Raw genomic sequence first — 18,635 nt, 5'->3', positions numbered from 1 at the left:
ATGCTATTATCTGTCTTGAAGTTAGACACTTAACATAAAACTGGCAGCCATTCAACGCAAAACAAGCAAATAGTGAGCATTGACCCGTCACCATTGTGCCACTACAGTGTACGCTTTGTTATAAATAACCAATTTTTGCTTTCTATTAATGGTCTATAATATTGCCCTGTTTGACTCCCTGCTAGAAATCTTGCGCTTTAAACACTTTGCATTCTAATTAATGGCTTATGTGACTTATGAAATTTGCTTTATCGACTCTGTCTACTGCTGTGATGACGGTTACGCTCATGGGCTTAGCCGCGTCTCACTCCGCAAACGCCAATGATAATATTAACACGTCCCAAAATGAAGTAGCGCCCGTTGTCGTGACACAGATTGTTGACGCAGATACGCCAAGCAGCCTGCAAGGCAGTAGTGGTATTAAAAACAGTATTAAAAATGACCATATTCAAAACCATACCATTCAAAGAAACGGCTCTAAAATAGGTCACACTCAAACTTATAAGAGCCCTGCGCAAAAAAGCATCATAAAAAATAAAGCCGCGCCGATAGAAACACAGCCAGTTAAAGCTGAGCCAAACGCCCACTTAACCACCCTCATCGACCCCATTACTCATAAAAGCATTGACAATAGCTACCCGTTAGAAGTTTCTAGTTTGCTCAGTCTTGAGCAAGCGCAAAATATTTTATTGCAAGTTTCACCAAAAATTGCCGCCAATCAAGCCGCGATTGCTGCCAGTGAATATGAAACCGATGCGTTAAAAACCATCGACCATCCGTTAGTATTTGCGCGCGTTTCCGCCACTGCTTATAACTTGGACGCCGATGTTGATTTATCATCAATTAAAAACGCTATTATCAACGATGTGAATAGCAGTATTGATGGTATCGACCCACCGATAGATATAGAAGATTTACCAGATTTTGGGGAGTTGGTCGGTGACCGTATCCCAGAGACTTACGACTTGAAGCGCTCGGGTTCAACGACGGGTGCAGGCCTTGGCGTGGTATGGCCCATTTATACTGCCGGGCGCACAGCGGCATTGACAGGCGCCTCCACTGCCCGTACCCAAGAAGCCGTCGCCGATAGCATCCTGGATACCAACGAGCTTTATAACACCTTAATTGAGCGTTATTTTAAGGCGCAATTGGCGATTATTGCCGCTTATTTACGTGACGATGCTTATGATACGGTGCAGCAAGTTGACCATATGGCGCAGCGGCTTTTTGAAGAAGGCTTTATCTCACGTGTTGATCGCTTAGAAGCCCAATCGGCGCTCGCCGATGCAAAAAGTGAATCGGTCAATGCCAATAATGATGCGCGTCTGGCAATGATGGCGCTACAGCGTTTATTGCGTACCGATTATCGTATCAAACCGAGCACCCCTCTATTTGTTTCTAGCCGCCCTCTGCCTGATGTGAACTATTTTCAAGATTTGGCACTGAATAATCATCCAGGTCTGCAAAAAGTCTCGGCCAAACGAGCGCAGGCGCAGCAACTACATGCCCTATCTGATACCGGCTACAAACCTACGGTCATGCTTTATGGTTATAGCCAAGTGGAAAAAGACCCCAGTTGGGTCGCTGGTATTTCAGCCAGTTGGAAGCTTTGGGGCGGGCTTGATAAAAATGCGTCTTTAGCTTCCAGTAACGCCAAAATACGCCAAGCAGATTTGTCAGAGATAGAAGTCAGTGACAACCTGCTACTGCTCGTCGAAAAAAACTGGCACGATGTCAATAACGCCCAATCACGCTATCAAGCCTTGCAAAGCAACGTGGATTTGGCAGCAGAGGTATTGCGCTTACGTCAACTTGGACTACAAGAAGGTGTGAATACGCCCATCGATGTGGTACAAGCACAGACACAATACCTAAAAGCGCGCACCGAGCAAGCACAAGCAGCAAATACTTATGTACAGTCCCTTGCCGCCTTGATGCAAAGCTGCGGTACACCGCTTGCTTTTAATGCCTACCTGAACGCCGCTGATATTCGCCTACCAACCTTATATGACAAGTAGCTTATTTAGTAAAACGTATTCAATAATCATATGAATTGCCAAGAATAAATAACGCCAACACTATTCTGCTTATTATCGACTTTATCGCTTTAGGAATCTCACTGTCATGACTGAATCTAATAACGAATCAGGCGACTCACGCAAACTACCTGCTGCAGACCAAACTGCTGAAACAAACCGCAGTCATCATGAACAAACGCCCGTTGATGCTGATGCGCTTAATGACACTAAACCGACTGAATCCGGCTTTGATAGTGCTGATAGCGTCGATAGTACTAATAGAATCGACAGCACTGATATTGACCAAGAGCAAGCGGTGCCGCCTTATAAACGCGAGCCTGCAAAAGCGGATAAATCTGCCGTGATAAAAAAGGCGATTTTGGTACTTGTTGTGCTGCTTGTTTTAGGGGCAATTGCTTATGGTTTGTATAAAAGCAATCAACATAATGAGCCTGAAATCATCACCTTACAGGGGCAGATGCAAATGCAGCAAACGTCTATTGCGGCAAAGGTGCCGGGGCGTATTGCACAAATTATGGTTACAGAAGGTGATGCGGTGACGGTCGGTCAGCAGCTTATTGAAATGGACTCACCTGAGATTAACGCTAAAATCAATCAGGCGCGTGCTGGCAAGCAAATGGCGCAAAGCCAGCTTGATAAAGCAGAAAACGGTGCCCGCCCGCAAGAAATCGCGCAAGCAAAAGCGGCTTGGCAAGCCAATAAAGCGGCGTCTGATTTGGCAGAAAATACTTATCAGCGCGTCAACCGTCTTTATGAAGAAGGTCTGATGGCACGGCAAAAGCGCGATGAAGCTTATGCGCAATATTTAGCCACTCAAGATAAGACAGAAGCGGCGCGCTTACAGTATGATTTGGCAAAAGAAGGCGCTCGCAGCGAAGACAAGTCTGCCGCGACAGCGCAAGTTGCCCAAGTCGATGCGCAACTAGAAGAAGCACTGGTCGCCAAAGAAGAAGCGAATTTAAAAAGTCCAATTGCCGGTATCGTGGATAATGTCATCGTCAACGCTGGCGAAGTCATTGGGCAAGGCGTACCGCTGCTTACCTTGGTTAATACCGACGATCAATGGGTGGTACTCAACGTCACTGAAACCTACTTAAACCAGTTTGCCATTGGGCAGCGTTTTATGGGTACGATTCCTGCTTTATCCTCGCCTGAAAAGCCTTATACCAAGCAGTTTACCGTTTATGCAACCTCAACCTTATCTGACTTTGCTACATGGCGTCCGACCAATAACAACGATGGTTTTGATGTGCGCACCTTTGAAGTTAAAGCGCGACCATCAGCACCTGATAGACGTATCCGTTCGGGGATGAGCGTGGTTGTCAATATCAATCCAGCCCTTGCCAATCAGACCAAAGAGTAAGCCATGCGCCTGACTGAGCAAAACGGGCAACGCGGCGGATTAATCGGCGCTTTTATACGCAGTGCAGCCTACGAGCGCCGGTTTTTAGCCAAAAACCCGTGGGATTTGAGCATGGTGGTCTGGATACCTCTTGCGACCGTGCTGTTGATTTGGTGGATTTTTTCACAAATACAAATCACCGATTTACCCATTGGCGTCGTGGATAACGATCGTGGCCCTGTTGCCAATACTGCGGTGCGTTATTTAGAAGCCAATCCTAACCTGACAGTCAGACAGCTTTATCACTCGCCAGCAGCAGTAGAAGCAGCGCTCCTGCAACGTGATATCTATGCGGTGGTTATTATTCCAGAGGATTTCTCGCGCAATATTTCATCGAGTAAACCGGCGCCGATTGTATTGCAAGTAAATGCCCAATACGGCACTCATTCTGGCATTATCCAAACCAGTGTACAATCGGTGATTGGGACGCTATCGGCAGGCGTTGAAATACAGCGTTTGGTCAAAAAAGGCATGGCACCCTCGCAAGCAGCGATTGCTTACTCGCCCATTGGTATTCAGCGCATCAGTTTGTTTAATGCCGCTACCGATTATCAACAGTTTTTAGCATCAACGGTTATCCCAGCGCTGCTGCATATCTTAGCCATGGTCATTGGCGCGACGACCATTGGGCGGGAATTACGCGATAAGAAAATAGGCGTTTGGTATGACTTTATTAATAGTGGTCAGCCTGATTTAACCACTATTAAAAATAGCCAGACGACGGCAGTACCAGCTGAAGATAATAAGCCAAGAAAAGCCAATATTTCGGTTTTGCTATTTGGTTTATTGGGTAAGTACTTTTGGCCCATGCTGGCTTATAGCTTATGGTCAGTTCTGGCATTATGGCTCGCCACGCCGCAGCAAGCGGTCGCTACCAGCTCAATCATGGCGACTTATATTGGTCTGGTATTATTGATGATGTTGTCGTTTTGGCTTGGCGCGATATTTACTTTAACCTCATTTTCATTACGCATGGGTTTATCGTCTACCGGTTTTATTTCAGCGCCTTCTTATGCATTTGCTGGGGTAACGTTTCCTTATATCGCCATCAGTAAAAACGCTCAGCATTGGTCAGATGCCTTACCATTGACCCATTACCTTAAGCTGCATATAGCGCAATTACAGATGCAAGCGCCGGTTGCCATCTCACTACCCATTGTCTATGGACTGACGCTTGCGACGATTGTCACTATGTTTTTAGCCGCCTTATTGAGCAAGCGCGCGCTCGCACATCCTGAACGCTGGGGAGCACGCTAATGGTTATGACACCAAAAGAGCCTTTATCTCAAGAAAACCTCATAGCAACAAAAAATCAGCCGTCCAATGCTACATTAGAGGCAAAAACTCATTCGCCATCACAGAACTTTTTCGGCAGTTTTTTGCAAACTATCAAAGACGTCTTTTCTGATAAAGGCGTACTACTACTGCTCATGATTGCGCCGATTATTTATGGCTTCTTTTATCCTTGGCCGTATTCAACCGAAGTGGTCAATCATGTGCCCGTTGGTATTGTCGATCAAGACAATAGCAATTTGTCTCAAACCATCGTTCGTTACGCCAGTGCCAGCCCGCAGCTCGATACCAAGCGTTTTTTAAATGAGCAAGACGCTCAACAAGCGATGTGGTCCGATGATATTGCCGGCTATATGATTATCCCAAGTGGACTTGAACAGCAAGTCTTATCTGGCAAAGCAGCAAGCGTCAGCGTATTAGGCAATGGTGGTTATTTTCTATTAAATAAAAACGTTCAAATGGGTTTTTTGCAGGCGGTCAGTACGGTTTCAGCAGGCGTTGAGATTAAAAAAAGCGTGGCGCAAGGGGCGTATTCTGCGACCGCAGCGGCAAATACCCAAGCGGTACCGTTAAGAATCATCCCTTTATATAATCAAACCGAAGGCTATGGCGCTTACGTGGTGCCAGCAGTCGCTATTCTTATTCTGCAACAAACCCTGTTGATGTCGACAGCGATGTTAATTGGGACGTGGTATGAGCAGCGTCGTCATACCGCCAGTATTCGCGGCTGGCTTGGCCGTATTGCAGCGCTCAGTATGTTCAGCTTTATCATCGGCTGCTTTTATTATGGCTGGACCTTTGAGCTGCATCATTATCCACGTGGTCAAAACATGCTTGGCAGCTTGTTATTTTTGTTGCTATTTTGCCCAACTGTCGCCACGCTTGGCTGCGTGTTTGGGCTGTGGTTCCGTCAGCGTGAGCGCAGTATGCAAATCTTGATTTTTAGCTCGCTACCGATGTTTTTTGTCAGCGGATATCCATGGCCTGCCAATCAATTACCAGAGTTTTTACAAATCATCCGCTGGGTCATACCGACGACACCTGGTATTAATACCTCTGTTCAGCTTAATCAAATGGGCGCGAGTGTGGCGCAAGTCGCGACTGGTTTTTACGCATTGGCAGGACTGTGGGCATTTTACTTTTTATTACTGCTACTTTTTCGCTGGCGTACCAGCCAAAGCAAAACCGCCTTTTAGTATAAAAACATATGGATAGTATTGGCGTTTATGCTATAAAAAATACCTCAAAAAAAAGCGCCTACTCGATAAGCAGGCGCTTCTTTATTTATCTGACTTGATGGTGTTTGGGTTAAAAAACGCGATTTAAACCATTGAGAGCGGCGACGCGATAGGCTTCTGCCATCGTTGGATAGTTAAAAGTTGTGTTCACAAAATACTCAAGCGTGTTATTGCACTTCATGACCGCCTGACCAATGTGAATAATCTCTGAGGCGTGATTGCCATAGCAATGAATGCCTAAAATTTCAAGCGTCTCACGGTGGAACAAAATCTTTAATACGCCCGAACGCTCACCAATGATTTGCGCCCGTGCCAGATGTTTGAAGAACGCCTGCCCGACTTCATAGGGGACCTTTTCATCGGTCAGCTCTTGCTCAGTTTTACCGATACAAGAAATCTCAGGGATGGTATAGATACCCGTTGGAACGCTTGATACTGGCTCGGCATCACTGTCACCAACCATAAACGCTGCGGCACAGCGTCCTTGATCGTAGGCCGCTGATGCCAATGATGGCCAACCGATGACGTCACCAGCGGCATAGATATTTTCCACGCCGGTGCAATAGGTGTCATCTACTTTTAGCTGACCACGGCTATTGGCTTCCAGCCCAATGGCTTCTAGGTTTAAGCCTTCGGTATTGCCCGAACGTCCATTTGACCAAAGAATGGCATCTGATTTGATACGCTTGCCACTTTTTAGATGCAAGACCACATAATCATCATGCGTCTCTAGATGGTCAATCTCTTCATTGCTACGAATCAAGACGCCGAATTGTCTAAAGTCATGAGCGATGGCATCACTAATCTCACTGTCTAAATAATTGAGCAATTGATTTTGGTTATTGATTAAGTCAACTTTATAGCCAAGACCAGTAAAGATAGAGGCATATTCACAACCGATAACGCCTGCACCATAAATGATGATTTTTTTGACCACATAATCCATTTGCAAGATTTTATCAGAGTCAAACACACGCGGATGGTCAAAGTCTAAAATATCAGGACGATAAGGACGGCTTCCAACGGTAATAATGGCTTTATTAAAGGTCACGGTTTCAAAGACGCCGTCGTCCTTTTCGACACTCAAGGTATGCGCATCAACAAAGCTCGCCCAACCATGTATCACATCAATACGGTTGCGCTCATAAAAACGGGTATGGGTGCTTACTTGATTGCGTATGACTCGGCGCGCATTGGCCAGCACGCGGTTTAGGGGAACTTGCTGATACTCCATCGCCTTAGTAAACATAGGGTCACGGCGAAAGTTAATCAGGTTAAAGACCGATTGACGCAAAGCCTTACTTGGAATCGTGCCCACATGGGTCGAGTTACCACCAACCTGTTCACGCGGATCAATCACTGCGACTTTTTTACCCGCCTTGGTCAGCTTCATCGCCGCCGCTTCACCAGCAGGCCCTGCGCCTAGGACAACGGCGTCATATTCATACTTATGCTTGTCGCCTTTGATACGCTGCGAGTCTTTGGTAAAAGGGGTTTTAATATCGATGCGGATATCATCAAGCGGATTGACCAAGTCAGGGTGATGCATGATATCTTCAGTAACTTGCTCATGGGTTTGCTCAATTTTTGCTTTTTTAGTTTTGCCTTCAGTATGCTCAGGGTTCGGCGCGCGGCCGCTTTCTTTATTAGACACCTCGGTATGAATGTCTTTACCCGTGTCATTGGTCGCGTCGCTTATCGGTTTGCTTCCCATCGTATCCTCTTTTATTAATTTATAAATCTGTGTGTTTTTTAGACTATGAATATCTACAAGTAACGATCAAGTTAGACTCATAGCGCTAAAGCGTGCCTACCATACGTGCTGATAGGATATTTTGCAATATTGGCGACAGTTACGTTATGGCCATAGCCGTTATTCGTTATGCGCTGTTGATTAATCCCTTTAGCCGATACGGCGTTTAAGTCCCGTCATCTGCAAGATACGTGTGGCAATCTCTTCAACAGACATCTCAGAGACATCAAGACTTGGAATCCCTTGCGAGATATAAATGCCCTGTATGGCGCGTTGTTCTTGCTGACATTGCTGATAGCTAGAATAACGGCTGCCCGCGCGGCGTTCTTGACGAATTTTTACCAAGCGATCGGTATCGATTAATAGGCCAAATAACTTGTGCTTATGCTCACGTAAGGCTTTTGGTAATTGATTGTCATTTAAATCTTCTTCAGTTAACGGATAGTTTGCCGCTCGAATACCAAATTGTAGCGCCAAATACAGTGAGGTTGGGGTTTTACCAGAACGCGAAACGCCGATAAGAATGATATCTGCGGCATGATAATGACGAGTACGTGCACCATCATCGTTATCTAGGGCAAAATGCACGGCATCAATACGTTCTTTATAAGTTTCAGAATCAACGTTATCATGCGCATGGCCCGAATGCGCGTCCGGCTCAACACCCGTCTCTTCTGCTACTCGGCCGATTAGCCCTTCATACATATCCAAATTACAGCTATGCGCTGAGTTAATTTTTTCTCGAATTTCAGGGCTGACAATCGTATCAAACACCAAGGGCAGTAACCCATCACGTTGGTAGGCCATATTGATTTGTTCGACCGCTTCTTCAGCACGATCTAAGCTATCGACATAAGGCAGTACCCGAGTCTCAAAAGGCACAGAAGCAAATTGACTTAAAATAGCGCGTCCAAGGGTTTCTGCGGTAATCGCCGTCCCATCAGAGATAAAAAATGCCGTTCTAATATTTTGGTCGTTATCTACTTGCAACGCTTGTTTGTTTTGGATGGTCGGATTGGCTGCTTCGGGCGGATTGTTTGCAAACATAACGTGAACACCTTGGTTAAAACCTCAATAAGCGCTTTTATTTAGCGCAGAAAATCTTTAGCTGATTGTTCTTTATGCCCTATATTATACGCACAATAGCTGTCTAATAGAAATCTATGTTACAGGCGTACACTTAGTAAACGCTATACAATAAAGGCATTTATTAAGGGTATTTATACATTTGTCTTATTGCTATAAAGGAAGGTTTTGTATTGGCAACTTTTTCCTCTAAAAATCAATTATATTTCGCTTCTTACTATATTCAAGTAGCCAAATATTAAGGTTTTTCCGCGCAAATATGTAGCAATCGCCACAATTTGTATATTTTTGACGATTTATTTGGTTCTAGGTATCGAAATTAGGCAAATATAGGGGTATAATCGACCGTTATAATCTTTACTAAATAACCTTATTTTCTGGAGTTATCATGGCAGCGCAATCTACAGCACTTGTAATCAATCTTGATCAGCTAGGAAAAGATGACATTGAGATGGTTGGCGGCAAGAATGCCTCGCTTGGCGAGATGATCAGCCATCTATCTGATTTGGGTGTCAGCGTTCCAGGTGGCTTTGCGACCACTTCAAATGCGTTCAATCGCTTTTTGACAGAAACAGGCTTACTTGACAAAATCAACAACGAGCTTAAAACCCTTGATGTGAATGATGTCAATAAGCTTGCTGAGACGGGTAAAAAAATCCGTACTTGGATTATTGAGCAAGAGCTGCCAAGCGACCTTGAGCAAGAAGTGCGTCAGTCGTTTGAAACCATGAGTGGCGGCGAAGACATCGCGGTTGCGGTACGTTCTTCTGCGACTGCTGAAGATTTGCCAGATGCGTCATTTGCCGGTCAACAAGAAACCTTCTTGAATATTCGTGGCATTGACAACGTCCTGATTGCCATTAAAGAAGTATTCGCCTCTTTATATAATGACCGCGCCATCTCTTATCGTGTGCATAAAGGTTTTGAGCACGAAGGCGTTGCCCTATCTGCTGCTGTACAGCGCATGGTACGTTCAGAAACTGGCGCTGCTGGCGTGATGTTTACCCTAGATACCGAAAGTGGCTTTGATCAAGTGGTCTTTATCACCTCAAGCTATGGCCTAGGTGAAATGGTTGTGCAAGGTGCGGTCAACCCTGACGAATTCTATATCTCCAAAAAATTGCTTGAAAATGGTAAGCCTGCGGTCATTCGCCGTAATCTAGGCAGCAAGCATAAGAAAATGATCTATGGTGATGAAGGCAGTACCACTAAGTCTGTCAAAACCGTCGATGTGGAAAAACAAGAGCGCATGCAGTTCTCTTTAACCACTGAAGAACTAAACTCGCTTGCCAAACAAGCCATGACCATTGAAAAGCATTACGGTCAAGCGATGGATATCGAGTGGGCAAAAGACGGCGACAGCGGTGAAATCTTTATCGTACAAGCACGTCCAGAAACCGTTAAGAGCCGCCAAGACAGCAATGTCATGGAGCGTTATATCATCAATACTGGCGATGCTAAAATCCTATGTGAAGGTCGTTCAATCGGTCAACGCATCGGCGCTGGTAAAGTACGTATCGTTAGCAATCTAAACGAGATGGACAAAGTACAAGACGGCGACGTCTTGGTATCGGATATGACGGATCCAGATTGGGAACCAGTCATGAAGCGTGCTTCTGCCATTATCACCAACCGTGGTGGTCGTACTTGTCACGCGGCGATTATCGCCCGTGAGCTTGGCGTTCCAGCTATCGTTGGTTGTGGTAATGCCACTGAATTATTGGTTGATGGTCAAGACGTCACTGTTTCTTGTGCTGAAGGTGATACTGGCTTTATCTATGAAGGTCAGATTGATTTTGAAGTACAGACCAACTCTGTTGAATCTATGCCAGAGCTTGCCTTCAAAGTCATGATGAACGTGGGTAACCCAGATCGCGCCTTCTCATTTACCCAAATGCCAAACGAAGGTATCGGTCTTGCGCGTTTAGAGTTCATCATCAACCGTATGATTGGCGTGCATCCAAAAGCGCTACTAAATATGAACAGCTTACCACGTGAAATCGCCCAAGCTATCAATGAGCGTATCGCCGGTTATGCCTCACCAGTCGATTTCTATGTGGATAAATTGGTCGAAGGTATCTCAACCTTAGCCGTAGCCTTTATGGATCAACCAGTTATTGTGCGTATGTCTGATTTTAAATCAAACGAATATGCTAACTTGCTTGGCGGTAAATTATACGAGCCATCAGAAGAAAACCCAATGCTTGGTTTCCGCGGCGCCAGTCGTTATGTGTCTGACAACTTCCGTGATTGCTTCGAGCTTGAGTGTAAAGCATTGAAACGTGTCCGCGATGAGATGGGCTTGACCAACGTTGAGATTATGATTCCATTCGTTCGTACCGTTGGCGAAGCAAAAGAGGTCATCGAGCTACTCGCGAAAAACGGTCTAAAACGTGGCGAAAATGGTCTGCGCGTCATCATGATGTGTGAGCTACCAACCAACGCCCTATTAGCAGAAGATTTCCTAGAGCACTTCGATGGTTTCTCAATCGGTTCAAACGATTTGACTCAGTTAACGCTAGGTCTTGACCGTGACTCAGGTATCGTCTCACATCTATTTGATGAGCGTGATCCTGCGGTTAAGAAGCTATTGTCTATGGCGATTGAAGCTTGTAACAAAGCGGGCAAATACATTGGTATTTGTGGTCAAGGTCCATCAGATCATCCAGATCTTGCGTTTTGGCTCATGGAACAAGGTATCAACTCAGTGTCACTAAACCCTGACTCAGTGCTAGATACTTGGTTCTTCTTAGCTGGCGAAGAAACGAAATAAGACGTAACGTTACGTCACAGCGTTAATTGACAGAGTCATTTAATATACTACCATTAGGGTCTATTTGATTTTTTCAAATAGACCCTAATATAATGTATTAGCGAAAGTGACTTGAAAAAGTGACTTAAGATATGACTAACTATGTAGGCAATTATGCAGATTTTCCTTGCTCGAAATAACGTACAAGCGGGTCCATACACGTTGGATCAGCTCAATATTATGCTCGCCTCAGGTGAAGTGGTATTAGATGATTTGATGTGGCATGAAGGTCTAGATCAGTGGCAGCGTGTTGGTAATTTAACCAATAATCAGACTTATTATCGTCCTGCCCCTATAGTGTCGGCAGATGATAATGACTCTATTATCAATAACGTCACTATCTTCCCAGAAGATTCTGCTAGTAGCACCTCTAAAGATGACAAAACGGTATCGCTAGACAGATTGTATGGTAAGCCTGAACGCCCAGCAGAGAATGCTAAAAATACCAAGCTGGACATGACCACCAATCGTCAATATACGCCCAATAAAAATGTGTCATTAAATAAGTCTGCTGCAGTCAAAGCCGCCTCGCCTAAAGATAAAGTCATCGGTGATGTGGTGCTTGCGCCGATTATGTCACGGGTGTTAGCGACCGCAATCAATGGTTTGCTCTATGTATTAGCGATTTTACCGCTGGTCATGGCGTTAATGAAAATGGATGTGGACTATACCAAATTTCAAAACATCCAAGATATGGATGCCGCATACCAGTATTCCATGACATTGATGGAAAGTATTCCTAGCAGTACTTTGATGATGTCACAAGTGATGGTGTTTGGTTTGTTTGCGCTGCAGCTGGTGTTTATTACCTTGCGTGGGCAATCACTTGGTAAGCTGATTACTGGTATTCGCGTCGTCGACCAAACTACCCATCGCCTGCCATCTTTTACCAAGCTTATCGGCATGCGTACGCTACTACTGTTTATTATTTACAACTTATTATTCTCATTTACCAGCTTTTTAGGTTTTGTGGTTATTATTGTTCATTATTATATGGCCTCAAAAAGTCCTGAAAACATCGGTTGGCATGATAAACTGGCTAAAACTTTGGTGGTAAAAGCCGATAATAGCCAACTGGTCAAACAACCAAAAATAAAATAATGAATTTATAAGTTTATGATAAAAACCATTGTTATAAATATCACAAGGTTAATTAAAAAGTGGCGTTTATGCGCTGCTTTTTTATGGATAAAGCTATATTTATGTCTTTTATTATTTATTGACAGACGCTCAGTCATTAACCTTTGTGTTAAGCGCTGAGTACTGTTATAATACGGCGCTTTATAAACTAAGCTTATTGCTATTGTTTTTGCAAAATTCGATAAGATTTGGGCTTACCTTATAAATCTCCTTGCTATTAACATAGGGTTAATAGCTACTAATCCGTAAGGAGTCATAATGCGACATTACGAACTGGTGTTACTTGTACACCCAGACCAAAGCGACCAAGTGGTCGGCATGGTTGAACGCTATATCAAGTTGGTTCAAGACAACGGCGGTACGATCCATCGTCTAGAAGATTGGGGTCGTCGTCAATTGGCTTACCCAATTAACAAAATTCACAAAGCTCATTACGTTCTTTTCAACGTTGAAACTGACGGTGAGACTTTGGCTGAACTTGAAGAATTATTCCGTTATAACGACGCGATCATTCGTAGTCTAGTTATGCGCCGTGACGAAGCTGTCACTGAAGAGTCGCAGTTAGCCAAGAATGCCGATGAAAAACGCGCACGCAAAGCAACGACTCGTCGTCCAGACAATCGTGAAAACGACGACAACGACAACAGTGAAGACTAATTAAAGGAGAATACTCATGGCACGTTTCTATCGCCGTCGCAAATTCTGCCGTTTCACTGCTGAAGGCATCACTCACATCGATTATAAAGATGTTGAATTGCTAAAACAGTACATCAGTGATAATGGCAAAATCGTACCAAGCCGCATTACCGGTACGTCTACTAAATACCAGCGTCAGCTGGCGACTGCTATCAAGCAAGCTCGTTATTTATCGCTACTTCCATACACTGATAACCATCAGGGTTAACCGTTAACTTTAACTAGGAATGACTCATGCAAATTATTTTGTTACAGCGTATCGTCAACCTTGGTAAACTCGGTGAAACTGTCGATGTGAAACCAGGTTACGGACGTAACTTTCTTATCCCTTTGGGCAAAGCACTACCTGCAACTAAAGCAAACATTGAAAAGTTCGAAGCACGTCGTGCTGAACTTGAAGCTGAAGAAGCAAAAGAAGTAGCGGTTGCTCAAGAACGTGCTGACGCGTTAACTGACGTTAATGTTATCATGCGCGCAAAATCAGGTGACGAAGGCAAGCTATTTGGCTCTATCGGTACTCGCGATATCGCTGAAGCATTGACTAACTCAGGTCTAGAAGTTGACCGTGCTGAAATTAAGCTACCTGAAGGCACACTACGTCAAGTGGGCGAATACAATGTTGATATTCAACTACACCATGACGTAACTGCTAGCATCTTAGTAACCATTCTTTCTGAAGATGGCGACAACGAAGATGCAGCTGAAGAAGTTGAAGACGACAACGAAGATTACTCAGAAGAGTAATATTTGAATAGTTGGTGGTAGTGTAAACTTACTACCCTTCTAAGAAAGCCAGTAACGTCATGTTGCTGGCTTTTTTTATGCTTAAAATTTGCTAAGTGCTTATCTATATAGTTAAAAAGTACAATATTATTTTTTAGCAATAGATAGTAATAAAACACCTGTACAACCTATACCTAATGATAAAATACTGCTTATAAAGTCATCTTCATTAATATCAAGGCTATTGCTATCCTATCTGTATTTAGTCATAGATAAAATGGGACGATATGATAAACACTGATGACAAATTAATATGCATCCAAGGTAACGAGTTTTATAGACAAGGTGAAACCTACAGGGTCGGTAGAATTGTAAATAATAAGTATTTTCAGATATTGACTGGCGACAACGCTGACCATTGGTATGCAACATTAGACGACGAAGGTATTTACGTCAGTTTCGACTCGATGGACGCCAAAGATAATAAAGCGTGGTTTGATAAGATAGACTAAAAGCTTTTTATTGATGTATTAATGAAAGAAAAATAATTATAAAACTTATATTTAAAAGTATTACCCAAAAAGCTGGCCATTACAGACAGTCAGTTTTTTTTGGTTGAAAATTTAGTTGAAGATATTCTAAATAGTTCACTACTCGTGGCCAATCAGTGGCTTTCTTCGGCACTTCTTGTCCAGCAACTATCATACTAGCAGCATTTATCCAGCCTGCATGACCGACTGCTAATATTGGGTTTTGACCACTATTTTGCGCAGCTATCTCATTTACCCAGTTTTCCACACGCTCAAATAACTGCTGTAAACTCTCGCCGTCATTAGGAGCAAAATCCGCAAAATGCTCACACCAGTCGTCAATCTGTTGTTTGGGTATTTTAATCCAAGGTAGACCGTCCCAGTCACCAAAATCAATCTCTGCCAGCTCAGTTGCGACACGATACCGAAAGCCATGCTGCACCAATATTTCCCCAACTTTTAAGGAGCGCTGTAGCGGGCTGACCCAAATCACTTTTGGTAATTGATGCAAACGCACGAAGCGCTGTATTTTATTAGCGAGGCGTTTAATTTTCCGTTTATCGACACTGATATCAGTCTGTCCGATACAAAAGCCATTAGCTGCAATGGGCTTTGGATGGCGCCAAATATACAAAACCATTGGCTATCATTATCCTTTTTAAATCTTACGCTTAAAATTAAATAAAAGGGTTCGAGGCAGCAAGTCCGATATAAATAGCGATTTCACTTAACTGCTGCGTGGCACCTAACCCATCACCGGTATAGCCATCTAAACGCCTGCGTAACAAGCGCCGCATATAATCCGTCGCTACGATGCCTAGTAATAAAGCCAATGACCATTGCCAAATACCAATTTGCTGCACGGTATTAGGAAATAGGAGCACGACGAGCACGCCTGCTAGTATGAGCCAACCACTGCTCAATAGTCCTTGCAATGGCGTCAGTTGCTGCGCCATCGGTTTGGCTTTAGCATGCTCAATCTCACCTCCGTAAGGCAACAGCGCCAATAAACTAATACATAATAAGCGTGAGGCCGTATGTCCAATAATCAGCGCCACGATAGCCACTAATAATTGCATAGACGCCAATAAGCTGATTTTGATAAGTAACGATGAGACCAAACCTAGTACACCATAAGTCCCTAAGCGTGAGTCTTTCATAATGGTTAAAGTACGCTCGCGAGTCAGACCACCACCTAGACCATCACAGCTATCCGCAAGTCCATCTTCATGAAAAGCGCCAGTTAGCCTAATCCCAAAGGCTGTACTGACCACTGCTGCGACTAAAGGCGTGAATAAAAAACTACACAGCCAAAATATACCTGCACAAATCAGCCCAACCAGCAGACCTACCCCAGGAAAATGACGGCTACTTTGGTGCAACCATTGCGGATTGTAATTGGCAAATTGCGGTACGGGCAGGCGCGTTAAAAACTGCACCGCCACCAACAATAGACGCCATTCATATTTTATAAATTGACCAATGCTGTGTTTAGAAGAAGATTGGGATAATGAATTTGGTTGATGCGATGGCTTTTTTGATAATTGTGACATTAGCTATTTTGTCCATTAATACCTGCATCATTAAAACTTGCCATCTCATTGATAATGGAACAAGCTGACTGTAATAATGGATACGCCAGTGCCGCGCCACTGCCCTCGCCTAGGCGCATACCCATATTAAGTAATGGCTCAGCATTGAGCAGTTTTAATAAATGCGCGTGTCCCGGCTCGACCGAATGATGAGCAAAGATAGCATACTTTGCCACACCGGGCGCTAGGCGCTCAGCTGCCAACAACGCGCTACTGGCAATAAAACCATCGATTAAAAGAATACGGCGCTCACTGGCGGCCTGAATCAGCGCCCCTGCCATCATAGCAATCTCAAGCCCACCCAACGCAGCAAGGACGTCGAATGGCGCTTGTGCTTCGCTATGACGCGCCAATACTTGCGTTAAAATAGTCGCCTTGTGTTGTAACCCTGCATCGTCAAGACCGGTGCCGCGACCAATACAATCATTAATCGGTGTATTGCCCAATCTTGCCAGTAATAAACTAGCGGCGGACGTGTTACCAATTCCCATTTCACCGACAATAAGCAAATTGCCCACTGAGTTTTCGACAACCTTCATGCCGTTCTCTAATGCCGCTAAGCATTCTGCTGCTGTCATGGCGGGCTCGGTTAGCGCATCACGGCTACCGTGACGGACTTTATAATCGAGCAATTGCGCATGGTATTTAAAAGGAGAATTGGCAAAATCGGCATCGACACCAGCATCGACTACTTTTAGCTCAATATTATGCTGACGGGCTAAGACATTGATAGCAGCGCCGCCTTGCAAAAAGTTATAAACCATCTGCGCCGTCACCGCGCTAGGATACGCGGATGTGCCATGCTTGGTTAGACCATGGTCGGCAGCAAATACCCGAATTTGCGGCTGATTAATTTGCGGCGTGGTCGTACCTTGAATCAATCCCAACTGTACCGCGAGCGCCTCTAAACGTCCAAGGGCGCCAAGTGGCTTGGTTTTTTGGTCAACGATTTGCTGCAATTGCTGACGCAGCTCGCGATTTTCTATATTTGCAATCGTCGGCGCTATAAATGTGTTCAATGTGTTCAATGCCTTCAAGGAAATTATCTTAATTTTTATCTAGATAAAACAAAACTTGCCGTTTAGATTTACTCTGCCAAAAGTGTCGCTAGCAATTCATTTATCTCAACTTTGAACTCTCTGTCTTCGATTTTATTGGCGCTGATTTTAGCATTCTGCAGACTTTTGATCGCAGCATCAGTTTGACCCAACTCGATTTGCAGCTCAGCCATAGAAAAAGCAATCGATGCCAAATGGTCTTTTGAATTAATCGCCGCCGCTTTATCTAATGCTTTTTGATAAATAACCAGCGCCTCATCCAAATCTTCGGTAAAATCAGCCAATGTCTCCCATTGTTCAGGATGGTCTTTATCGCTTTTTTCATTTTCGATGCAAAGTTCCTTTAGCTGCGCATATAACGCGTCAAAGGTTTTTTGATCATTTTTACTGTCTGCTTCTAGCAGTTTTTCTGCTAACACATAAATGGATTTATATATTTTGGTATTAATCATAATGGGTGACCCTATTGGTTGTGCGTTAAATGCATTAAACGCTGTTGATTATAGACTAATTTGTATCAATAGCTCATAGAAAAGGGTGTGACATCAATCACACCCTTTTATTTTATCTCGCTTTCAATCTTAGCACCTACGGTAGGCAGTTAGATTCAGTCATTAAACGCTCGTAATTATTCAGCAGCGATAACGGTAATCTCGACCAATAACTCAGGACGAGCCAGTGTTTTTTTCTGGGATATTATTACAGCTTAAATTTGTGCAGGCTCAAAGTTACCATTACGGTCTCTTGGGATGGATATTTCAAGATCGCCGCTATCCCTGCGGACGGTCTTTTTAGTGTGCCCGTTACGCTTATTGGGCTTATCTACCTTCTCATGCTTAGAATAGCCGAGATGGTCTTCCATTTCAGCTTCAAGGGCAGTGTCGATAAAGAATTGCATGAGCTGCTTTTGAAAGTCTTTGATGCCATCAAAGCTATTCATGCTACTAGCCATTTGCTCGGCCAGCTTTTTTAATGTCAGATTGGGTAGTCATTGCTTATTCTCCTGTTAGTGGATTATAAGCAGTTACACACTTTTTAGGAAAGGCTCTTTTTATTGTCAGGCTGCGTAAATCAAATCTTCCGAGTTCAACTTTACGGATTTGACGGCAGGGGTAAGGCTTTGCTATGGTGAGTAAGTCTGATAACGCGTATTGCTATCTTAATCCTTCGATGAGCCTTGCTTTTGACTGCTTTCTCCTCCGCTCTGAGCCCTGCATCGAGCTTTTTTAGATAGGTATTCTTCGCTCGTAGATATAGTGTATCAAATACAAAA

Annotated in this window: 16 protein-coding genes and 1 pseudogene; 10 read left to right on the top strand and 7 right to left on the bottom strand. The window is 44.0% G+C overall.

The features are described from left to right. Positions 1-236: 236 nt before the first annotated feature. The 4 genes from B2866_RS00585 (at position 237) to B2866_RS00570 (ending at position 5,930) form a co-directional block, all read left to right on the top strand. Positions 237-2,018: a TolC family protein gene (locus B2866_RS00585; RefSeq protein WP_296189491.1), complete on the top strand. Its 1,782-nt coding sequence runs from the start codon at positions 237-239 to the stop codon at positions 2,016-2,018. A gap of 106 nt (positions 2,019-2,124) precedes the next feature. Continuing rightward, positions 2,125-3,402 (top strand): HlyD family secretion protein, encoded by a 1,278-nt coding sequence (locus B2866_RS00580; RefSeq protein ID WP_296189488.1) that lies wholly within the window; start codon positions 2,125-2,127, stop codon positions 3,400-3,402. Between the two features lie 3 nt (positions 3,403-3,405). Next, positions 3,406-4,698 (top strand): ABC transporter permease, encoded by a 1,293-nt coding sequence (locus B2866_RS00575; protein ID WP_296189485.1) that lies wholly within the window; start codon positions 3,406-3,408, stop codon positions 4,696-4,698. Next, positions 4,698-5,930 carry an ABC transporter permease gene (locus B2866_RS00570; protein WP_296189482.1) on the top strand — a complete coding sequence of 411 codons (1,233 nt, stop codon included), beginning with the start codon at positions 4,698-4,700 and terminating at the stop codon, positions 5,928-5,930. The genes B2866_RS00575 and B2866_RS00570 overlap by 1 nt, the downstream gene beginning before the upstream one ends. 112 nt (positions 5,931-6,042) lie before the next feature. On the opposite strand, the gene sthA is transcribed toward B2866_RS00570, so the two are convergent. After that, the gene (gene sthA, locus B2866_RS00565; RefSeq protein ID WP_068404833.1) at positions 6,043-7,686 is read right to left on the bottom strand and encodes a Si-specific NAD(P)(+) transhydrogenase; all 1,644 of its coding nucleotides are present in this window, start codon (positions 7,684-7,686) and stop codon (positions 6,043-6,045) included. Between the two features lie 189 nt (positions 7,687-7,875). Next, the gene (ppsR, locus tag B2866_RS00560; RefSeq protein ID WP_296189479.1) at positions 7,876-8,772 is read right to left on the bottom strand and encodes a posphoenolpyruvate synthetase regulatory kinase/phosphorylase PpsR; all 897 of its coding nucleotides are present in this window, start codon (positions 8,770-8,772) and stop codon (positions 7,876-7,878) included. A 427-nt stretch (positions 8,773-9,199) separates the two neighbouring features. Between ppsR and ppsA the strand changes: the two genes are divergently transcribed. The 6 genes from ppsA (at position 9,200) to B2866_RS00530 (ending at position 14,694) form a co-directional block, all read left to right on the top strand. Beyond that, complete coding sequence (ppsA, locus tag B2866_RS00555; protein ID WP_296189475.1) at positions 9,200-11,584, top strand: phosphoenolpyruvate synthase; 2,385 nt, start codon at positions 9,200-9,202, stop codon at positions 11,582-11,584. Between the two features lie 153 nt (positions 11,585-11,737). Next, the gene (locus B2866_RS00550) at positions 11,738-12,724 is read left to right on the top strand and encodes an RDD family protein (RefSeq protein WP_296189473.1); all 987 of its coding nucleotides are present in this window, start codon (positions 11,738-11,740) and stop codon (positions 12,722-12,724) included. Between the two features lie 297 nt (positions 12,725-13,021). Next, entirely contained in the window at positions 13,022-13,420 is a 399-nt protein-coding gene (gene rpsF / locus B2866_RS00545; RefSeq protein ID WP_068404828.1) for a 30S ribosomal protein S6, read from the top strand. Between the two features lie 16 nt (positions 13,421-13,436). After that, positions 13,437-13,667, top strand: a complete 231-nt coding sequence (gene rpsR, locus B2866_RS00540; protein WP_010198808.1) for a 30S ribosomal protein S18 — start codon at positions 13,437-13,439, stop codon at positions 13,665-13,667. A gap of 26 nt (positions 13,668-13,693) precedes the next feature. Beyond that, a complete protein-coding gene (gene rplI / locus B2866_RS00535; protein WP_201619517.1) occupies positions 13,694-14,203 on the top strand; it encodes a 50S ribosomal protein L9 in 510 nt (169 codons plus the stop codon). A gap of 266 nt (positions 14,204-14,469) precedes the next feature. Next, positions 14,470-14,694, top strand: coding sequence for a hypothetical protein (locus tag B2866_RS00530; RefSeq protein ID WP_296189468.1), 225 nt, complete (start codon positions 14,470-14,472; stop codon positions 14,692-14,694). A 79-nt stretch (positions 14,695-14,773) separates the two neighbouring features. Here B2866_RS00530 and B2866_RS00525 read toward each other — a convergent pair whose 3' ends face one another. From B2866_RS00525 to B2866_RS00505, 5 genes and pseudogenes are all read right to left on the bottom strand, one after another. Continuing rightward, on the bottom strand, positions 14,774-15,352 hold the full coding sequence (locus tag B2866_RS00525; RefSeq protein ID WP_296189465.1) for a histidine phosphatase family protein: 579 nt from the start codon (positions 15,350-15,352) through the stop codon (positions 14,774-14,776). A gap of 37 nt (positions 15,353-15,389) precedes the next feature. Then, positions 15,390-16,265 carry an adenosylcobinamide-GDP ribazoletransferase gene (cobS, locus tag B2866_RS00520; RefSeq protein WP_296189463.1) on the bottom strand — a complete coding sequence of 292 codons (876 nt, stop codon included), beginning with the start codon at positions 16,263-16,265 and terminating at the stop codon, positions 15,390-15,392. Continuing rightward, the gene (gene cobT, locus B2866_RS00515) at positions 16,265-17,323 is read right to left on the bottom strand and encodes a nicotinate-nucleotide--dimethylbenzimidazole phosphoribosyltransferase (protein WP_296189461.1); all 1,059 of its coding nucleotides are present in this window, start codon (positions 17,321-17,323) and stop codon (positions 16,265-16,267) included. Before cobT ends, cobS begins: the two co-directional genes overlap by 1 nt. 68 nt (positions 17,324-17,391) lie before the next feature. Further along, complete coding sequence (locus B2866_RS00510) at positions 17,392-17,814, bottom strand: tetratricopeptide repeat protein (protein WP_296189458.1); 423 nt, start codon at positions 17,812-17,814, stop codon at positions 17,392-17,394. 257 nt (positions 17,815-18,071) lie between these two features. Next, positions 18,072-18,354, bottom strand: a pseudogene (locus tag B2866_RS00505) (transposase); the annotation flags it as partial. Positions 18,355-18,635 lie beyond the last annotated feature (281 nt).

It is taken from the genome of Psychrobacter sp. UBA3483, assembly GCF_002377905.1.
Lineage (GTDB): Bacteria > Pseudomonadota > Gammaproteobacteria > Pseudomonadales > Moraxellaceae > Psychrobacter.
Note: the sequence above shows the minus strand (reverse complement) of the source record. Positions and strands in the feature narration are given on the sequence as shown.